This window comes from Ochrobactrum sp. RH2CCR150 (assembly GCA_014138095.1).
In the GTDB taxonomy this organism is placed as follows: Bacteria; Pseudomonadota; Alphaproteobacteria; order Rhizobiales; family Rhizobiaceae; genus Brucella; species Brucella gambitense.
The window spans coordinates 1-15,446 of the sequence record JACGXE010000017.1; the positions used below are offsets into that span (position 1 = coordinate 1).

The window sequence follows — 15,446 nt, forward strand, 5'->3', positions numbered from 1 at the left end:
GTCACCGGCAATCAGCATGATAATTTGATCCCGACCGCGACCTAAGAATCTCATCCAGATTGTCGCAAGCGTCTCATCCTGATTGTCGCGCTATAGCAGATTATAGTCTCGCCCTCGGGCGGCGGCTTTTCAACACCAATCGATACGGCCTTGGATTCCTTCGGGCGCCAACGTAAAATCGTGGCCTCCGCTGCCTCCTTCCTCGTAGTTCCAGAGATCGTCGCGAAGAGTGATCTTGTCGCTTTAGTCCCGCGGCGCTTGCTGCGGGGCAAAATGCCTCCGCTTGATGCAATAGATGTCCCTTGGCTATTCGAACGCTTCCAAATCGAGCTTATATGGCACGAACGTACCCATGGACATCCTGCTCATCGCTGGATTCGTCAACTCGTGTTCGAATTGGTGACCAAGTGATGTAAGAAATCCATCCCACTATTCACCAACACCCTCAAAATGCCTAGCGCCTAGCTGAACATCACGCCGTTGTCATGGAATGGTTTATTGAAATGCGAAAATGAGGCCGCCATCTGGTGGCAGCCCCATCCGGGCAAGCTTGCAAGTTGAAGTGAGTATACCCTGGCGCTTGCTGAGCAGACATAAGTTCAGATGCGAAACTGCTATAGGAGTACAGAGGGCAAACCCCATGGTTGAGGATCACGTACTTTATCATGTGCTCATTGCCCATGAAATAAGTCGGGCGAAGGATCGTGGTATTGAAGTTCATCTGTTTAAGCATCCTCTCGGCCCCTGACTTAACTGCAAAGTGTGACATATTCACAACCCGATCGGCAGCAAATACCGAAAGATAAACGATCCGGTCGATACGGGATTTACGAGCGATGTTTAGCGTTATGATCGCCTGGTTAAATTCCATCACCTGTAATCGCATTGAGAATAGGTCCACCAGATCAACATGACTGGCATATGCATAGCTGGAAAATTGCTGAACGCCGTCGGATGGAATGGAAAAGCCTTACCGGATATGGGAAACGCACCGGAGTAGAAAATGCCATCGGCGGCTATAAATCTACTAGGTTGTGTCCCCATAAACGGGGTTCATATTCATAATGGTATGTGATCCAATCTCTGTAAAAGGAGATTGCCATGCGCCGTCACGAATTGAGCGACGAAGAATGGCGGTCATCGCGCCACTTCTGCCGACCAACACCCGTGGGATTGAACGCGTCGATGTTCGTCGAGTGATAAACCGCATCCTTTGGCGGTTTCGGACCGGTTCATCGTGGCGGGATTTGCCCGAACGATACGGCCCGCGCACAACGCTATACGATCGGTTCTCCCGCTGGCGTAAAGCAGGTGTCTGGGATCGCCTTCTTGACGCGGTTTCAAAGCGTTACCACGGAGTTATCGTGATGATCGATTCATCCTGCGTTCGCGTTCACCAGCATGGTGCCAATGCTAAGAAGGGGGCCTGCCGATCCTTGCATGGGACGTTCGCGTGTTGGCCTGACGACGAAAATCCATGCTCTCGTTGATGCAGATGGCCGACCGGTTAAGCTGGAACTCACGGCAGGTCAGGCTGCGGATGCGCCTATGGCTGAAAAGCTGCCCAGTGATCTGCAGCACGGCACAACGATCCTGGCCGATAAGGCATATGATACCGACGCAATTCGCAACTTCGCCATGCAACGCAAATGCTGGGCGAACATTCCTGCAAAAGCCAATCGCAAACAGACCTTCAGCTTTAGCCGTTGGGTCTATCGTCAGCGTAATCTCGTCGAGCGGTTCTTCAATCGTATCAAACAGATGCGCGGCTTGGCCACTCGATATGATCGACGCGCTGACAACTACCTTGTCGAGCTCAAGCTCGCTGCGACAAGGATATGGATTGCATCAGCTAATGGGGGTCCGCTTCCTAGTGCAACATCGCTGCGATCACGCAAGTTTGCCAAATAAGACAACTGAAATTAAGATCGGATGCAGCGCCGGTAATCGCATGCTACAAACACCAAGCTCGAAATCCGTCCGTATGAAAGTTGAAACTGCACAATCAAACATTTGAAACTCGCCCCCCGCTTATTCCGGTCCATGCAATAATGCCGCTCTCGACAGCGATTTCTGCGAAGCCCTAAAGAAGCAGTCTCAGCCCCAATCCTGATGTCAGATGATTATCTCGGCCTTCCATTGAACTATCAACGAGATTTGCATGATGCGACGCCTATGCGCCAGGTACGCGGTGTTGATCCTACCGCAGAAATAACGTCTTTCGACTTACGAGATCAATCGACCCGCGCCGATCGTTTGCCCTTGTGTTTCGGATCAAATACTATGATGGCGGCCCCTGTGAGCACCACCAGAACCATTCCCGCGATCGCCAATGCATCTGGTACGGTACGGAAAAAGAGAGCACCGGCGAATATCGCCCAGAGGGCTACCAGGTAGTACAGAGGAGCAACGACAGCTATCGGACCTGATTTATAGGCACTGTAGAGCAGATAATGGCCGCTGAACAAAAAGAATCCCGAGCCGGACAGAAGACTGACCTGTTTTAGGCTTGGCACGACGGTGCGTTCGATTATCAGATGCATTGCCGCAGTACCGATCAAGACGATAATGCTAGCGCCGAGTGCGACGACGAGCCCTGCGATTCTAACCGGGACCATCCGGCCCACGATATCGCGGACGCCACCTAGAAATGCAGTGCCAATTGCGAGAAGCGCGTATGACGACAAGCCCTCGCCTGTCGGGTGGGCGATCATGACAGCTCCAGTAAAACCAAGCAAAATGCATACCATGGGAGCGGCACCTAGTCGCTCTTTGAATGCAATTCTCGCCCCCAAGAGGACGACAAGCGGTGTTATCTGGAGTATCGCAATTACATTCGCGATTGGCAGGTTCACCAGCGCATCAATGTAACAAATTACTGCGGCCAGCTCCAAGGCGTTACGCGTCAGAACCCACCTATCAATGAGGCCAGGTATCGCGCGCACCTGCCCTGTTACAAAGACCAGCAGCACCCCACACGCAGTGGCGAATACGCCTCGTAAAGCCAGGGTCTCATATAAGGGAAGTCCCGCGGTGGCAAGCTTCATCGTCGTGTCGCTTGCGACGTAACAACCAGTTGCGCCGACCATAGCTAACGGGCCTGCGTAAAATCTATCTAATGCGGACAAACTTTCACCTGTCGTTTTCTTCGACCGCATTTGCAGCCAACTGATCCTCGGCGCGATGGCACTTCATCGATATCGCGGGCTTCGGGAGAAAGAACTATGTCCGCGCGGCCCATGATCACCAAGGAGCTGACCAATCTCTTCTGGAGCGACTTTTGGTTTTTTCCATGCATCACCGATCGAGAGGACCGGGTACCTTTTGAACGCACCGCGGGCTGCCATCGACAATCACTCCGTTCTCAGTGTACGGGATCAACAGGAGCGATCTCTACACCTGCCGCCTCGATGGTTTCTCCCGCTGCTAGGCACAAGTCCTCACGGAAGCGGGCTGCCACCAACTGGACGCCGACTGGAATACGACCCACGAAGCCCGTTGTCATACTCAAGGCCGGCAAGCCCATGAATGGAATTCCTACCTGCGGCATCTGGGCATGCCAAACGCGCTCGAGCTCAGACTGGCTTTTTAGATCAAGATTGTCCTTGAAGGGCAGCTCACCCGATACAGGCATAAGAACGACGGTATATTTTTCTAGGAAAGCAAACCAAGTCCGAATTATCTCGTCACGACGTATCAAAGTCCCTGAAAGATCGAACGGATAGACCCTCTCCCGCATGCCAACCAGGCATGCGAGCGCACCTGGATCGCCCTCGCGCTCAGCAGCCTCCAACTGGGCTTCATAGCAATCGCCCAACCAAAGGCGTGCTTGCAGGGCGGCGGGCTCTCGCAGAGGAGGCGTATCGCGCACCTCCTCGACAATCCATCCCGCGCGACTGAGGTGATCCGCGGCTCTAAGTACCGCAGAGACCACTTCAGGCTTCGGATTAAGACCGTCCGGGTCAACACTAAGCGCAACGCGTTTCGGACGCGCCGGGCCTTCGAGCGGCACAGGGGCATACCAGGGATCGTAAGGGCACGGCACCGACATCGCTTCCAGCCCCAGACGCAGGTCCGCGATTGTCCTTGCGAGAGGTCCGGAGACTGCCCCAATCTGGCCGCCGATCGTCCGACCGCCAAACGATGGATTGAAATGCGGCACCCGACCGAGACTAGGCCTTAGACCGTGCACGCCGCATGCGTAAGCAGGGTATCGTATCGAACCCGCTATATCGCTGCCGTGAGCAATTTGGCCAATCCCCGCGGCGACGGCGGCCCCTGCCCCTCCCGAAGACCCCCCAGGTGTGATGTCTGGATCGTGGGGATTCTTGGTGTCTCCGTGAAGAAGGTTCGTGCTGAACCACCGATAGGAAACTGCCGAACAGTTCGTACGGCCAAGCAGAATAGCGCCGCTCTTTCTCAGGTTGGCAATGGCAGGATTATCTGCTGGCGCGAGATTGCCCCGCTGAAGCCGCATGCCGTCGCTCGTGGCATAACCCTCCTGATCCGCGCCGATCTTCGTCGTCACCGGAACGCCCGCGAGAGTACCTAACTGGTCACCCCGAGCGATAGCGTCATCTATCGCCTCTGCCTGTTTCATCACGTCGTCAGGACGGTGATCCACCACTGCGTTAATCATCGGGTTGACGGCATGAAGCCGGTCAAGGGACGCTTCTGCGGACTCTTTCGCTGAAATTTGCTTCGTCTTGATCAGTTTGGCTAACTCAGTTGCCGACAAACGCCAAAGATCCTGCATGGGATACTCCGCTCAACTGGCTGGGATACGACGAGGCGCGTTGGATCGCTGACTTCAAAGCGCTCGGACTCACGTCCTTGCCCCGAACCGAACCCGATCAAAACCCGCAGAATCCGCAACGAATATTTAAAATGTCTCGAAATCCCGAGCTATCTTCGAATCGTGCCTTGGTATAACGCTCCTTAGAGCAATGTTGACATCGCATGGCCTGGGCCAGACGATCGAAGACGAGCTGCCAGCGAGGCTGACTGTTTTAAAAACAGCGAGTGCCTCGCGTTCTTTAATTGGCCGAACACCATTCGCGACTATCAGCTCTGCAATGATCGAAGAAGCCGGCGTTCCCAATTGCCGGCGCCAAGATCGAGAGGCATTGTCGATCGTTGCGCGTTTCTCGCCGGCGGCGTAGAATCGTATCTCGATCGTGGATCCGTACCAGACAAGGTCGCCGTCGACTCTCATCTTGGCTGGCCGATTGTGGAGGACAAGCATGCCGTCGACGGTCGGTTCGAAATCACCCCAGGTAGGAGGCGTTCGGACTTGCAGCGGCCCGTATGATACGGTCCGCCAATCTCGCCTGAGCCGTTGTCGCAGCGCGCGCGACCCTTTACGCGCACTGCTGACCACGTATCCTGTGCCGTAAGCGACGAGCGCCACAGGCAACAGGGAAACTGCGGCCACTTTAATCAGGGACGTGCGAATAGCTTGCCTCCGCGCTTGGAAAGAACGTCGATGTATACAGCGAGCATAAGGACGATACCACTCGTGATGTTTTGATAGGCAGTGGGAACGTTCAAGAGTGAAAGACCATTGCCCAAGCTCTGCATTAGCAGTGCACCCAACAGTACGCCGGACACCTTGCCGGTTCCGCCGTAGAGGCTCGCCCCGCCGATAACCACAGCTGCAATGGCATTCAGCTCTAGAAACAAACCTGACTCAGGTGGTGCGGACCCCAATCGGCCTACAAACATCAGAGTTGCGATGCCCGTCAAAACTCCGATCAGAATAAAGGAGGTCACCAGGTGCTTGGTAATCGGAATGCCTGCGGACTTCGCGGCAGCACGATTACCACCGACCGCGTAGACATGACGGCCCCAGACCGTGTTGCTGAGCATCCACGAGAGGACACCGGCAGCTGCGAGCGTAATAAATACAGGCATCGGAAGACCGCGATAGGAAATCGTTGCCCAGGCAAGCAAGACGACGCTAGCGAAGCCAAGCATAACACGAACTATCACACTCCGCGGATGATCACTTTTCTTGATTGAGCGGAGCGGCCACAGGGATACCAACGCTGCTATAGCGATGAACGCCCAAAGAGCAGGGCCGGTTACGAAAGCGTCCCCGAAGAAGCGGATATCGTCCGAGATGCCGGAAATCGTTCTGCCGCCAGACAGGGCGAGGGCCAAGCCGCGAAGCAACATAAGTGAGCCAAGTGTCGCCACGAAAGAAGGCAGGCCGAGTTTGGCGATCCAAGCGCCGTTCCAAAGGCCAACTGCCACGCCCATTGCAAGCGCGGCACAGATCGTTACCCAAGGGGTGACCGTACCACTTGCCTCAATCATGGCGACGATCGTCACACAGAGACTCATGAATGAACCGACGGAAAGATCGATCTCGCCCTGAGCGATTACGACCAGCATACCAAGAGCGACAATGGCGGTGATCGCGGTCTGGCGCATCAAATTGCTGAGATTTCGATCACTGACGAACACACCGTCGGTCAGCACGGAAAAGACCAGCCAGACAAGAGCGATGGCAACGAGCAAGCCAGCGGCCGAACGCAGGATCGATATGACGGAATTGGCACGGCTTGGGGTTGAGGCTTTCACCTCTGGAGAGGTGATTATAACCGTGTCACCTTTCAGATTAGCTACATTCGTTTTCATTGCTGTTCCACCATTTTCTCAATTACAGTACCGCCGGCCAGAGCCAGAAGCTCATGACGGTTTGTGTCTCTAGTGTTCAGGAGTGTGACGATCTTGCCGTCGCGCAGCACAAGAATGCGGTCCGAGAGCTCCAGAGCCTCATCCTCTTCCATCGTGGCGTAAAGCACGGCCGTCCCGGCTGCTGCGACGTTCCTGATAAGGCGATATACATCCTGCTTCGCGCCAAGATCGATGCCACGTGTTGGCTCGTCCAGAAGAACGAGCCGCGGCTCGTTGATCAGCGCTCTCGCGAGCAACACTTTCTGCTGGTTGCCGCCGCTTAGATTGCTGATCGGCTGGTCCGGACCCTGCGTGCGAATTGCGAGGTCGCAGATGAATGACCGACAGAGTTCCTTTGACTGCTCGTGATTGACGATTGAACCTTTGCGGGGAGCTCCCTTGTGCCATCCAAGCATCATGTTTTCGACAACGGAAAGATGCGGAACCAGACCGTCTTTCTGGCGCTCCGCGGACACGTAGGCAATGCCCTGAGAAATCGAGTCACGTGGATTCCGTGGCCTAAAATCGCTCCCTGCTAGCTCCACAGATCCGCTCGTGAGCTCCGGCATCAAGCCGTAGAGAGATTCGACAAACTCCGTTTTACCTGCGCCAAGAGGGCCATAAACCGCAATGATTTCTCCTACGTGGACGTCGAGGCTAATCGGACCGACATCGCGCGGTGATTCCAATGCGCGCGCGCGGTGCCAATCGCGGAGCCGAACGGCAGCTTTCCCCTGGATAGCACGGCCATTCTCGTTGGCACGCTCGGATTCTGCCAATGCACCACCGAGCATCGCCCGAACGATGGCCCCCTGATCGAGTTCTGAACGAGCGGCCTCAAGCGCTACGCGACCGTCCCGTAGTATTACGACGCGATCACACACTTTAAGGATCTCGTCCGTACGATGGGATATAAAGATTATACCCGCGCCCTGTGATGCGAGTTCGCGCATCCGGTCCAAGAGAAGACCGATCTCGTCAGCGCCGAGCGCCGAAGTCGATTCGTCGAACACAAATACGCGGCTGCCGCTGGCGATCGCGCGAGCAATCTCAACTTGCTCCATCAGCGCGACGCCACCCTGCCCCGCGAGCGGTCGCCTGGTGTCAATGTCGAGACCCAGCCTCCGCATGGCGGCATCGGCTCTGGAATAAAGCTCTTTCCAGTCGATAACGCCAAAGCGGGACGGCTCGATCGTGAGCATTACGTTTTCGCCAATCGTGAGATGAGGTACGACTGCGCCTTCCTGGTGAACGAGCGCTACGCCCGCCGAGTGCGCGTCACGCGCATCCGCAAAAGCCGCCAGCTTGCCGTCACAAGTGACGGTGCCGCGATAAGCGCCGCAAGGTATTTCTCCCACGATGACTTTCGCGAGAGTGCTTTTGCCTGCGCCGTTGGCACCCATCAATCCGACGACCTCACCGGCGGCGACATTAAAGCTGACATTATTCAAAGCACGGGTGGCACCGAACTCGACGGTAATGCCGTCGAGTTTTAACAACTCGGCGGCACCCTGCTTGCTGGAGGAGGCAAGCGCTACAGACATTTCCACCACTCCCGCTCCTACTCGACCTTCAGGCCAATATCTTCCGGTTTCAACCAGTCAGTGACTTTCAGGAACTCGGGCAGTGTCTCGCGGTTGACGACACGCGACTGAATTCGCATGCCGGGGATTTTCTTTCCGCCGACATCTATTGTGTCATTGCTCTGAGGCTTCTGCCTTTTGATGAGTGCGTCCGCTGCTTCTGCTGCCACGCGACCCATTTGGATCAGATCCGTCCAGGCGCTCATGGCCATGTCGCCCTTGACGATCGAGCGAGCGCCTTCAGGCCAAACGTCTTCACCACAGATCCAGACTTTTCCGTTGAGCCCCTCTTCAGTTAGCGCCTTGAGAGCTCCAAGCGCGAGGCCTTCCTCATTCGCAACGACAGCCTGGATGTCGTTATTGTTCTTGGTGAGAGCGTCTTCCATCTGCTTGAGAGCCGACTCGGGACGCCAGTTGTCATGCCACTGGTGAGAAACAATTTTGATTTCGCCAGAGTCGATATAGGGCTTAAGAATACGAAGCGCACCTTCGGTCTTCTGACGGGCGACGTCGATGCCTTCCGGGCCGCTGACGATCGCCCAGTTGCCTTTCCTGGCTTCCTTGAGAGCTTGTTTAGCCTGAAGCTCACCCACCAGATAATTGTCGCGGCCAGCCCAATAATCGATGGCGGCGGACGGTATGACGTAGTTGTAGGAGATAATGGGGATATCCGGCGAGTCGTTCTTTACACGCTCGACGATTTTGGCACCGGACTCCACGTTGACCGGGATGATGATGAGAGCCTGAATACCCTGCGAGAGCATCGCGTCGATCTGCGAATCTTGCGTGGCGACGTCTTCGTCTGCGCCCTGGATAATGTAACGCAGCCCAAGTTCTTGTGCGCGCATCTCAAAGTAGTGGCGATCGTGCGGCCAACGGAAAGCGTCGAAGCTTGGAAAGCTGAACCCGACCAGGGGGCCATCTGCCGCACGGACGGAAAGCGCGCCGGCTCCCAACGTAGCCGTGGCAGCACCATACGCCGCCGCCGTCTTCATAAAGCCACGACGAGAAATGCGGCCCTCGGCCAGCATTTTAGCTAGTGAAAATAAATCACTCATGAAAACCTCCGGAGATAAACCTGCTGACTAGCGGCGAACCGTTCGCGGTCTTCTTCCCTAATCAGTCGTTCCCATCAGTCTGTCTTTGCAGCTGATTTATATAGAACATCCTATATAAAAAAAATTGTCAAGGATTAGGGCCGGATTTTAGTGCTTATTTAGAGTACAATTTCGTAAGTTCACTTTTTGTGCGAGGCACAAAACGCTACGAACAGGTTTAAAGAGACGGGTTGGTGAGAGGGAGCCTTAGCCGGGCTCGACCATGCTCCGTTGCGTTGACTTCCCAGTTAATCGCAGTGTGTCGCGAAGCAACCGCGATATCGCGGTAGTAGCTTGCAATCATATTGGTCGCGTACGCGCCCCGCGCACCAATCAAATCCCAGACGACCTCCGACGCCCGCCTTGCCAGCTGGCCTGCATAGGCGGAATTTGATCGATAATTGGAACGCTCTACAGCTGAGTAGCTGAAGTCGGCGGCCGCGAATTCCATGATCTCGCGGCAGTCTGCTCGAATAAGCATCTCAGCCGCCTGAAGGGAAGCAGACACCTCGCCTACCCGCATCTGATGGGTTGGATAACTTGCGGTATCTTCACTTGTTCGCAGAGCCTTCCGGCCTCTTGATTGCAGGAGAAAGTTCTCAAACATCGCCTCGGCCATCCCAATAAGACAGGCCGCCGGCAAAATCCCGCTGATCATGTGGAGAGGAGGTCGATAAACCGCGCCCCGATTTACGGTCTTTCCCGGGAAGTCGCCTCCCTTCATGTTTTGGATTGGAAGGCTGAGATGTTCGGGAATGAAGAGATCTTCTACTTTTACGTCATGGCTGCCGGAACCATGGAGACCGATTGGGTCCCAGGTATCCAGAATAGTCAGTGACGACGTAGGAACCAGGAAGTAACGCTCCTCGTCCGGGGCGGCTTCCTGCTCGACCATGCCTGAAAGAATGCACCAGTCCGAAGGCTCAACACCGCTGACAAAAGGCCATTGACCCTTCAGCTCGTATCCACCATCGACGCGGCGCCCCTTCCCTAGCCTTGGCACCAAAATGCCGCTGACAAGACATGTCGGGTCCTCCCATACCTCTCTTTGCGCTTCGATCGGCCACCGAGCAATCATGTAATTATGGAACAAGTACTGGGCGAGACACCACGCCGTCGATGGGCAACCGCTTGCAACAGGAATCAGTATGTCGACGAGATTTTCGAGAGGTGCTTCCGCGCCGCCAAAGCTCCCTGGCTGGAGCAGACGCGCGATCCCCGTTCGACGCAAGTCCTGGCTCGTTTCCGGAGGTAATGAGCGAAGCTTTTCAGTCTCTTCCGCACGCTCTCTCAAAACTGGAATCAGATTACGAGCCGCGTTTATCAAGGCCTGACTGTAGACGCGTTTACCCCTGAAGTCGTCCGGATAGATTATTGTCAACTACGCATACTCCTTGAGAAACAACCCCTAGCGCGAGCCTGGGCAGGCGACCCTTTTCACTCGCCGCTCACCAGGACAGGTCTCGAGGAGACTGACTCTCCAAGAGAGATGCCAAGGTCCTGACCGAGAAGGTCGAGAAGAATCCGCCGCGATCTCTCCGCAGGCATGTCCTGAGGATCTGCCACCATATGAGTGCACAATCCGATTGAAGCGCTGATGAATTTCACCGCGATGTCTTCGGGAGTGCGGACCGGGCGGAAATGCCTCTCAACCACCCCCGCCTCAACGAGCCGTACAATGACCTCCGCGTAAAGCCTGTGAACTTTCTGAACCTCGGTCTGCAAAACCCGGTCGAATGGCATCCGCCCGAACAAACTCAGCCAAAATCGCCACTCCGGCATACCGGGTGGCGATGGCTGGCTAACGAAATCCACGAGCGCCGTGAGCCGCTCCACAGCGTCGCCGCGACGATGCTCGAACTTGGTCAGAGCCTTCACAAACTGCAGCGTCGCGTCATTGATCGCATCAAGCGTGAGTGCCCGCTTGTTGCTAAAATAGTGAGTGACGACACCCGACGAGATACCAGCGACATCGCTGACCTCCCGGATTGTCAAGTCTCGCCAGCCATTCGTAGACAAGATGTGGATAACGGCATCCATCACCTGGCGCCGGCGGATCGCCTCCATCCCTAACTTCGGCATTGCAAACTCCTGTTCGAACGTTTGATTTAGTTTATCAGCAACGTTTGAGCGCGGCAACCGCGCTCTTCGGCGGCTTCCGACGATCCATAATGGGGTTGCGCTAGTTTTTAATATAACATATGTTCCATAAAAATCAGATTAAATGGGAGCATGATACGTGACTATTCAAAGCGCACTGAAGAATGAAACGCGACCGCAGATCGAGCGTGCCGGGACCGCAGACGAGCTTATCAAGCGGGCGCAAGAACTCGCGCCTGCATTGCGCGAACGGGCTGCCGAGACGATCTCGCTGCGACAGCCCCCCGAGGCGACGCGCCTGGACGTCAAGCGCACGGGTATCCATCGACTGTTTCAGCCTGCGCGTTTTGGCGGAGCTGACGCGCCGTTCCGGGCAGCTGTCGACGTCATGCGTCCTCTTGGTGAGGCTTGCGGCTCCTCGGCTTGGTCGATTGTCCAGAATATCTCGCATAACTCGATGATGTGCCGTTGGCCGGAGCAGGCGCAGGAGGACGTTTGGCTGGACGATCCCTCAGCCCTTCTTTCAGGGATTTTGATCCCAAACCTCGGCAAGGCGCGCCGCGTTGAGGGCGGGTACATACTTTCCGGTCGCTGGCCTTTCGTGAGCGGCGTAAGCCTCGCGGACTGGGCGATCTTCACCGCGTTTACTGAAGGCCCCAATGGCGAAGAAGAGGATCGCCACTTCCTCGTTCCCAAGAAGGATTATACGATCCTTGATACTTGGCACGCTGTTGGCCTGCGGGGATCTGCGAGCCATGATGTTACGCTGGAGGAAGTGTTTGTCCCGGAACACCGCACCACCACTGGTGAAACCATGCGCGCCCGCGCACCCCTGTTCGAAGGTGAAGCCATCAATATGCGCGCACCTTTGTACTGCATGTTTGGCGTGTACATCGGAGGCACGGCGCTTGGAATCGCAGAAGGCGCTGTCAATATTTACCTCGATCAGGCCCGTACGCGGATTTCGCGTGTCTCCGGTAAGGCTGTCATCGATTTCAGTACGCAACATGTAAAAGTTGCGGAGGCTCTGTCGTGTCTCCGGGCCGCCCGTCTCCTGATTTACGGTGCGTGTGAGCAGATGACGGATATCCTCGAATCTGACCGGCTCCCTACCGACGAAGAGCGAGCTCGCTGCCGTGCTGAGGCGACCTTTGCAGGCCAGCTTGCGACGCGCGCCGTCAACGTAGTGTGGGACGCTGCCGGCGGTGGTGCGATTTACGAACGTAACCCTCTGTCGCGTTACTTCACGGATATGAGCGCAGCAAACCGGCACATTACCCAGAATTGGGATGTCAGTGCGATTTCGCACGGCCGAACCGCGTTGGGACTGCCGCTGGATAACCCCACGCTTTAGTGGTCCGGCAGTCGTGCCGCTTTGCGGGCCTCACCACAAACACTTTCAGAAGGCTTCACCGCCATGACAACCACAGTTCTTACATCAACTGCAGCAAGCACTCCAGAACTCCTGCGCAATCAATATCTGGCAGCCATGAGCCGGGTACCGCTGAGCGTCGCGGTCGTCGTGGCGGGAGCCCCTGAGGAGCGTATTGCTCTAACGGTGGGTACCTTCATCTCTGTGTCGGCTGACCCACCCTTGGTGCTGGTTTCTGTTAAAGCCACCAGTCCCATCTGCAAGGCAGTATCCGCTCACAGCCGCTTTTCGATCAACATATTGTCGACTGAGCAGGTGGAACACTCCGAACGCTTTTCGGGCCGTCCGCGCACAGGACGTCCTTACGACCTCACCGCCGCCAGGTGGGCAGGAAAACCCGGAGAACTGCCTCGTTATCTCGAGGGTGTTGTCGCCGCCTTCGATTGCGAATTGGTTGAAACCCGTCCTATTGCGTCGCACGTCCTTCTCATAGGCAGCGTGGAAGAGATCGTCTCCGGTGAGGAGCAGCCGCTCGTATACTGGTCTCGGTCATACGGATCGCTCTCCCCCCTCAACAGCGCCGTCTAGACACCGATCGGCGCTTACTCCACCGCGACCTTTTAGAGCCGCCTGACACCCTCGCGAAGTGTCTCAGGCCAATCATTCATAAGGGGATATTCCATGAACGCTTCACCGCCTCTTGCACTTACCTCTCTGCCCTTCGACGCCGCCCTTCTTGATCGACTCCTCGATGAAGCCGGCATAGACGTCCTAATCGTTACCTCCAAGCACAACATCCAGTATCTGCTAGGTGGCTATCGCTTCTTCTTTTTCGACTACATGGACGCCGTCGCGTTGAGCCGATATCTCCCCGTCCTTGTCTACCAAAAAGGCAAGCCCGAAAACAGCGCGTACTTCGGCGCCGCGCTGGAAAACTTTGAGAAGCTTCTCGGCAAGTTCTGGACACCAGTTACGCAAACCGTCACGTGGACCAGCGTTGACGCAATGCAGCTCGCAGTCGACCACATCAGGAAGATCGGCGCATTATCTTCCATCATAGGCGTTGAAAAATCCTTCGTGCCGATGGACGGCGGCCAGCTGCTGTACGACAATGACTGTCGCGTTGTGGACGCGAATTTCGTCCTTGAACGGCTGCGGCTGATCAAGACACCGGAAGAACTCGCATTTCTCAAGGAAGCCTCTGAGCGCGTCGTCGAGTCCATGAAGGCTACTTTCGACTACTGCGCGCCGGGGATGACCAAGAATGACCTCGTGGCAAAAATCCGTCGTGAGGAAGTCAACCGTGACCTGAAGTTTGAATATTGCTGGCCCACCGCGGGAGCGGATCTAAACAGGTCGCCATCGAACCTGGTTTACAAGCAAGGCGATATATTGTCGCTGGATTCGGCAGGTAATTATCACGGCTACATCGGCGATTTGTGCCGCATGGGAATACTGGGCGAGCCAGATAGCGAGCTCGAGGATCTGCTCGGCCTCGTTTTGGAAATCCAGGACGTGGCCCGAAAGCCGATCCGAGCGGGAACGCGCGGCGGTGACATCTTCACGGTGCCTGAGGCAATAATCGAAAAGTCTCCTCACAAGCCTTACATGGAGTTTCTGGCTCATGGAATGGGTTTGGTCAGCCATGAGGGCCCGCGCCTCACTGGGACCGGTCCCGTTCCTTACGACGGTTATGATGAACACCGCCCGCTGCAAGCCGGCATGGTGGTATCCATTGAAACAGCCATCAAGCATCCCACGCGAGGGTACATCAAGCTCGAAGATACTGTTGTCGTTACGGAAACAGGCTGGGAAGGCTTTGGCGACGACCATCGTGGCTGGAACAGAGCCAACGCTGCGGGCGCGAAGTAGCGGCAAACGGTGCGCGCTGGCGTTGTTAGACCAGTTTATATCTGAGGAAACAGACCGTGACAGTATCTATTGCTTCGACCGAAATCCTGAAAGTACCCGAAGACGTTATCGAAGGATTCCGCGGCGCGCCGACCTCGGTCATATCGGACAATCTTCGGCGGCTTCCTGGGTGTGTCGGATTAAGACCGTTCCACAAGGGGCGTTACATGATCGGCACCGCGGTCACCGTGAAGACCCGTCCCGGCGACAATCTCGCGATTTTGAGAGCGTTGGAAATGGTTGGCGCTGGTGATGTGGTCGTCGTAGACGGCGGAGGAGACGAGTCGCGTGCCTTGATCGGCGAGATCATGAAGACGATCGCCGAATCTCGCGGCGTTGAAGGCTTCGTCATAGATGGAGCGATCAGGGATGTGGCAGCATTCGCCTTGTCTGATTTTCCCTGCTACGCCCGTTCCGTTATCCACCGAGGACCGTATAAAAGCGGTCCGGGCGAGATCAACGTGCCTGTATCGGCTGGAGGATCTGTGATCTTGCCGGGCGATATTGTCGCCGGCGACCAAGACGGGGTTGTCTCATTCCCACTGTCGGTCGCAACGGACCTGCTGAAGGCGGTGAAGGCTCAGATGGTACGCGAGGACGAGATGATCAAATCTATCCGCGAAGGCACCTATCAAGGCGCTTACGGGAAACCTTGAGCGAAAACAACAGGCAAAAGATTGGAGACAGGATGACCACACCTAC

At 55.9% G+C, this 15,446-nt stretch carries 13 protein-coding genes and 2 pseudogenes; 7 read left to right on the top strand and 8 right to left on the bottom strand.

Going from position 1 to position 15,446, the window contains the following annotated elements; genetic code table 11:
* Nucleotides 1-102: 102 nt before the first annotated feature.
* On the top strand, nucleotides 103-411 hold the full coding sequence (locus FHW03_RS22380; protein WP_377515511.1) for a LysR substrate-binding domain-containing protein: 309 nt from the start codon (nucleotides 103-105) through the stop codon (nucleotides 409-411).
* A gap of 61 nt (nucleotides 412-472) precedes the next feature.
* Here FHW03_RS22380 and FHW03_RS22385 read toward each other — a convergent pair whose 3' ends face one another.
* Nucleotides 473-886, bottom strand: coding sequence for an NmrA family NAD(P)-binding protein (locus FHW03_RS22385; protein ID WP_210277383.1), 414 nt, complete (start codon nucleotides 884-886; stop codon nucleotides 473-475).
* A gap of 8 nt (nucleotides 887-894) precedes the next feature.
* On the opposite strand from FHW03_RS22385, the pseudogene FHW03_RS22390 reads away from it, so the two are divergent.
* Nucleotides 895-1,029, top strand: a pseudogene (locus FHW03_RS22390) (IS5/IS1182 family transposase); the annotation flags it as partial.
* Nucleotides 1,030-1,095: 66 nt separating this feature from the next.
* Nucleotides 1,096-1,911, top strand: a pseudogene (locus tag FHW03_RS22395) (IS5 family transposase).
* A gap of 323 nt (nucleotides 1,912-2,234) precedes the next feature.
* Here FHW03_RS22395 and FHW03_RS22400 read toward each other — a convergent pair.
* The 7 genes from FHW03_RS22400 to FHW03_RS22430 form a co-directional block, all read right to left on the bottom strand.
* Entirely contained in the window at nucleotides 2,235-3,158 is a 924-nt protein-coding gene (locus tag FHW03_RS22400) for a DMT family transporter (RefSeq protein ID WP_210277384.1), read from the bottom strand.
* A 206-nt stretch (nucleotides 3,159-3,364) separates the two neighbouring features.
* The gene (locus tag FHW03_RS22405; protein WP_182522654.1) at nucleotides 3,365-4,756 is read right to left on the bottom strand and encodes an amidase family protein; all 1,392 of its coding nucleotides are present in this window, start codon (nucleotides 4,754-4,756) and stop codon (nucleotides 3,365-3,367) included.
* 683 nt (nucleotides 4,757-5,439) lie between these two features.
* Nucleotides 5,440-6,642, bottom strand: a complete 1,203-nt coding sequence (locus FHW03_RS22410) for an ATPase (RefSeq protein WP_182522655.1) — start codon at nucleotides 6,640-6,642, stop codon at nucleotides 5,440-5,442.
* Nucleotides 6,639-8,225: a sugar ABC transporter ATP-binding protein gene (locus tag FHW03_RS22415; protein WP_182522656.1), complete on the bottom strand. Its 1,587-nt coding sequence runs from the start codon at nucleotides 8,223-8,225 to the stop codon at nucleotides 6,639-6,641. The genes FHW03_RS22410 and FHW03_RS22415 overlap by 4 nt, the downstream gene beginning before the upstream one ends.
* 17 nt (nucleotides 8,226-8,242) lie before the next feature.
* Complete coding sequence (locus FHW03_RS22420) at nucleotides 8,243-9,322, bottom strand: substrate-binding domain-containing protein (protein ID WP_182522657.1); 1,080 nt, start codon at nucleotides 9,320-9,322, stop codon at nucleotides 8,243-8,245.
* A gap of 217 nt (nucleotides 9,323-9,539) precedes the next feature.
* Nucleotides 9,540-10,742, bottom strand: coding sequence for an acyl-CoA dehydrogenase (locus tag FHW03_RS22425; RefSeq protein ID WP_182522658.1), 1,203 nt, complete (start codon nucleotides 10,740-10,742; stop codon nucleotides 9,540-9,542).
* A gap of 56 nt (nucleotides 10,743-10,798) precedes the next feature.
* A complete protein-coding gene (locus tag FHW03_RS22430; RefSeq protein WP_182522659.1) occupies nucleotides 10,799-11,443 on the bottom strand; it encodes a TetR/AcrR family transcriptional regulator in 645 nt (214 codons plus the stop codon).
* Between the two features lie 157 nt (nucleotides 11,444-11,600).
* Here FHW03_RS22430 and FHW03_RS22435 point away from each other — a divergent pair, with 157 nt between their 5' ends.
* The 4 genes from FHW03_RS22435 (at nucleotide 11,601) to FHW03_RS22450 (ending at nucleotide 15,400) form a co-directional block, all read left to right on the top strand.
* Nucleotides 11,601-12,815, top strand: coding sequence for an acyl-CoA dehydrogenase family protein (locus tag FHW03_RS22435; protein WP_210277385.1), 1,215 nt, complete (start codon nucleotides 11,601-11,603; stop codon nucleotides 12,813-12,815).
* A 63-nt stretch (nucleotides 12,816-12,878) separates the two neighbouring features.
* Nucleotides 12,879-13,421 (top strand): flavin reductase family protein, encoded by a 543-nt coding sequence (locus FHW03_RS22440; RefSeq protein ID WP_182522660.1) that lies wholly within the window; start codon nucleotides 12,879-12,881, stop codon nucleotides 13,419-13,421.
* Nucleotides 13,422-13,514: 93 nt separating this feature from the next.
* Nucleotides 13,515-14,705 (top strand): Xaa-Pro peptidase family protein, encoded by a 1,191-nt coding sequence (locus FHW03_RS22445; protein ID WP_182522661.1) that lies wholly within the window; start codon nucleotides 13,515-13,517, stop codon nucleotides 14,703-14,705.
* Between the two features lie 56 nt (nucleotides 14,706-14,761).
* Nucleotides 14,762-15,400, top strand: a complete 639-nt coding sequence (locus FHW03_RS22450; protein WP_182522662.1) for an RraA family protein — start codon at nucleotides 14,762-14,764, stop codon at nucleotides 15,398-15,400.
* Nucleotides 15,401-15,446 lie beyond the last annotated feature (46 nt).

What these genes read in the sequence shown, in the direction of transcription:
- FHW03_RS22410 (WP_182522655.1), bottom strand. Translation starts at nt 6,642, where the DNA reads ATGAAAACGAATGTAGCTAATCTGAAAGGTGACACGGTTATAATCACC.
- FHW03_RS22420 (WP_182522657.1), bottom strand. Translation starts at nt 9,322, where the DNA reads ATGAGTGATTTATTTTCACTAGCTAAAATGCTGGCCGAGGGCCGCATT.
- FHW03_RS22405 (WP_182522654.1), bottom strand. Translation starts at nt 4,756, where the DNA reads ATGCAGGATCTTTGGCGTTTGTCGGCAACTGAGTTAGCCAAACTGATC.
- FHW03_RS22430 (WP_182522659.1), bottom strand. Translation starts at nt 11,443, where the DNA reads ATGCCGAAGTTAGGGATGGAGGCGATCCGCCGGCGCCAGGTGATGGAT.
- FHW03_RS22445 (WP_182522661.1), top strand. Translation starts at nt 13,515, where the DNA reads ATGAACGCTTCACCGCCTCTTGCACTTACCTCTCTGCCCTTCGACGCC.
- FHW03_RS22400 (WP_210277384.1), bottom strand. Translation starts at nt 3,158, where the DNA reads ATGCGGTCGAAGAAAACGACAGGTGAAAGTTTGTCCGCATTAGATAGA.
- FHW03_RS22415 (WP_182522656.1), bottom strand. Translation starts at nt 8,225, where the DNA reads ATGTCTGTAGCGCTTGCCTCCTCCAGCAAGCAGGGTGCCGCCGAGTTG.
- FHW03_RS22440 (WP_182522660.1), top strand. Translation starts at nt 12,879, where the DNA reads ATGACAACCACAGTTCTTACATCAACTGCAGCAAGCACTCCAGAACTC.
- FHW03_RS22385 (WP_210277383.1), bottom strand. Translation starts at nt 886, where the DNA reads ATGCGATTACAGGTGATGGAATTTAACCAGGCGATCATAACGCTAAAC.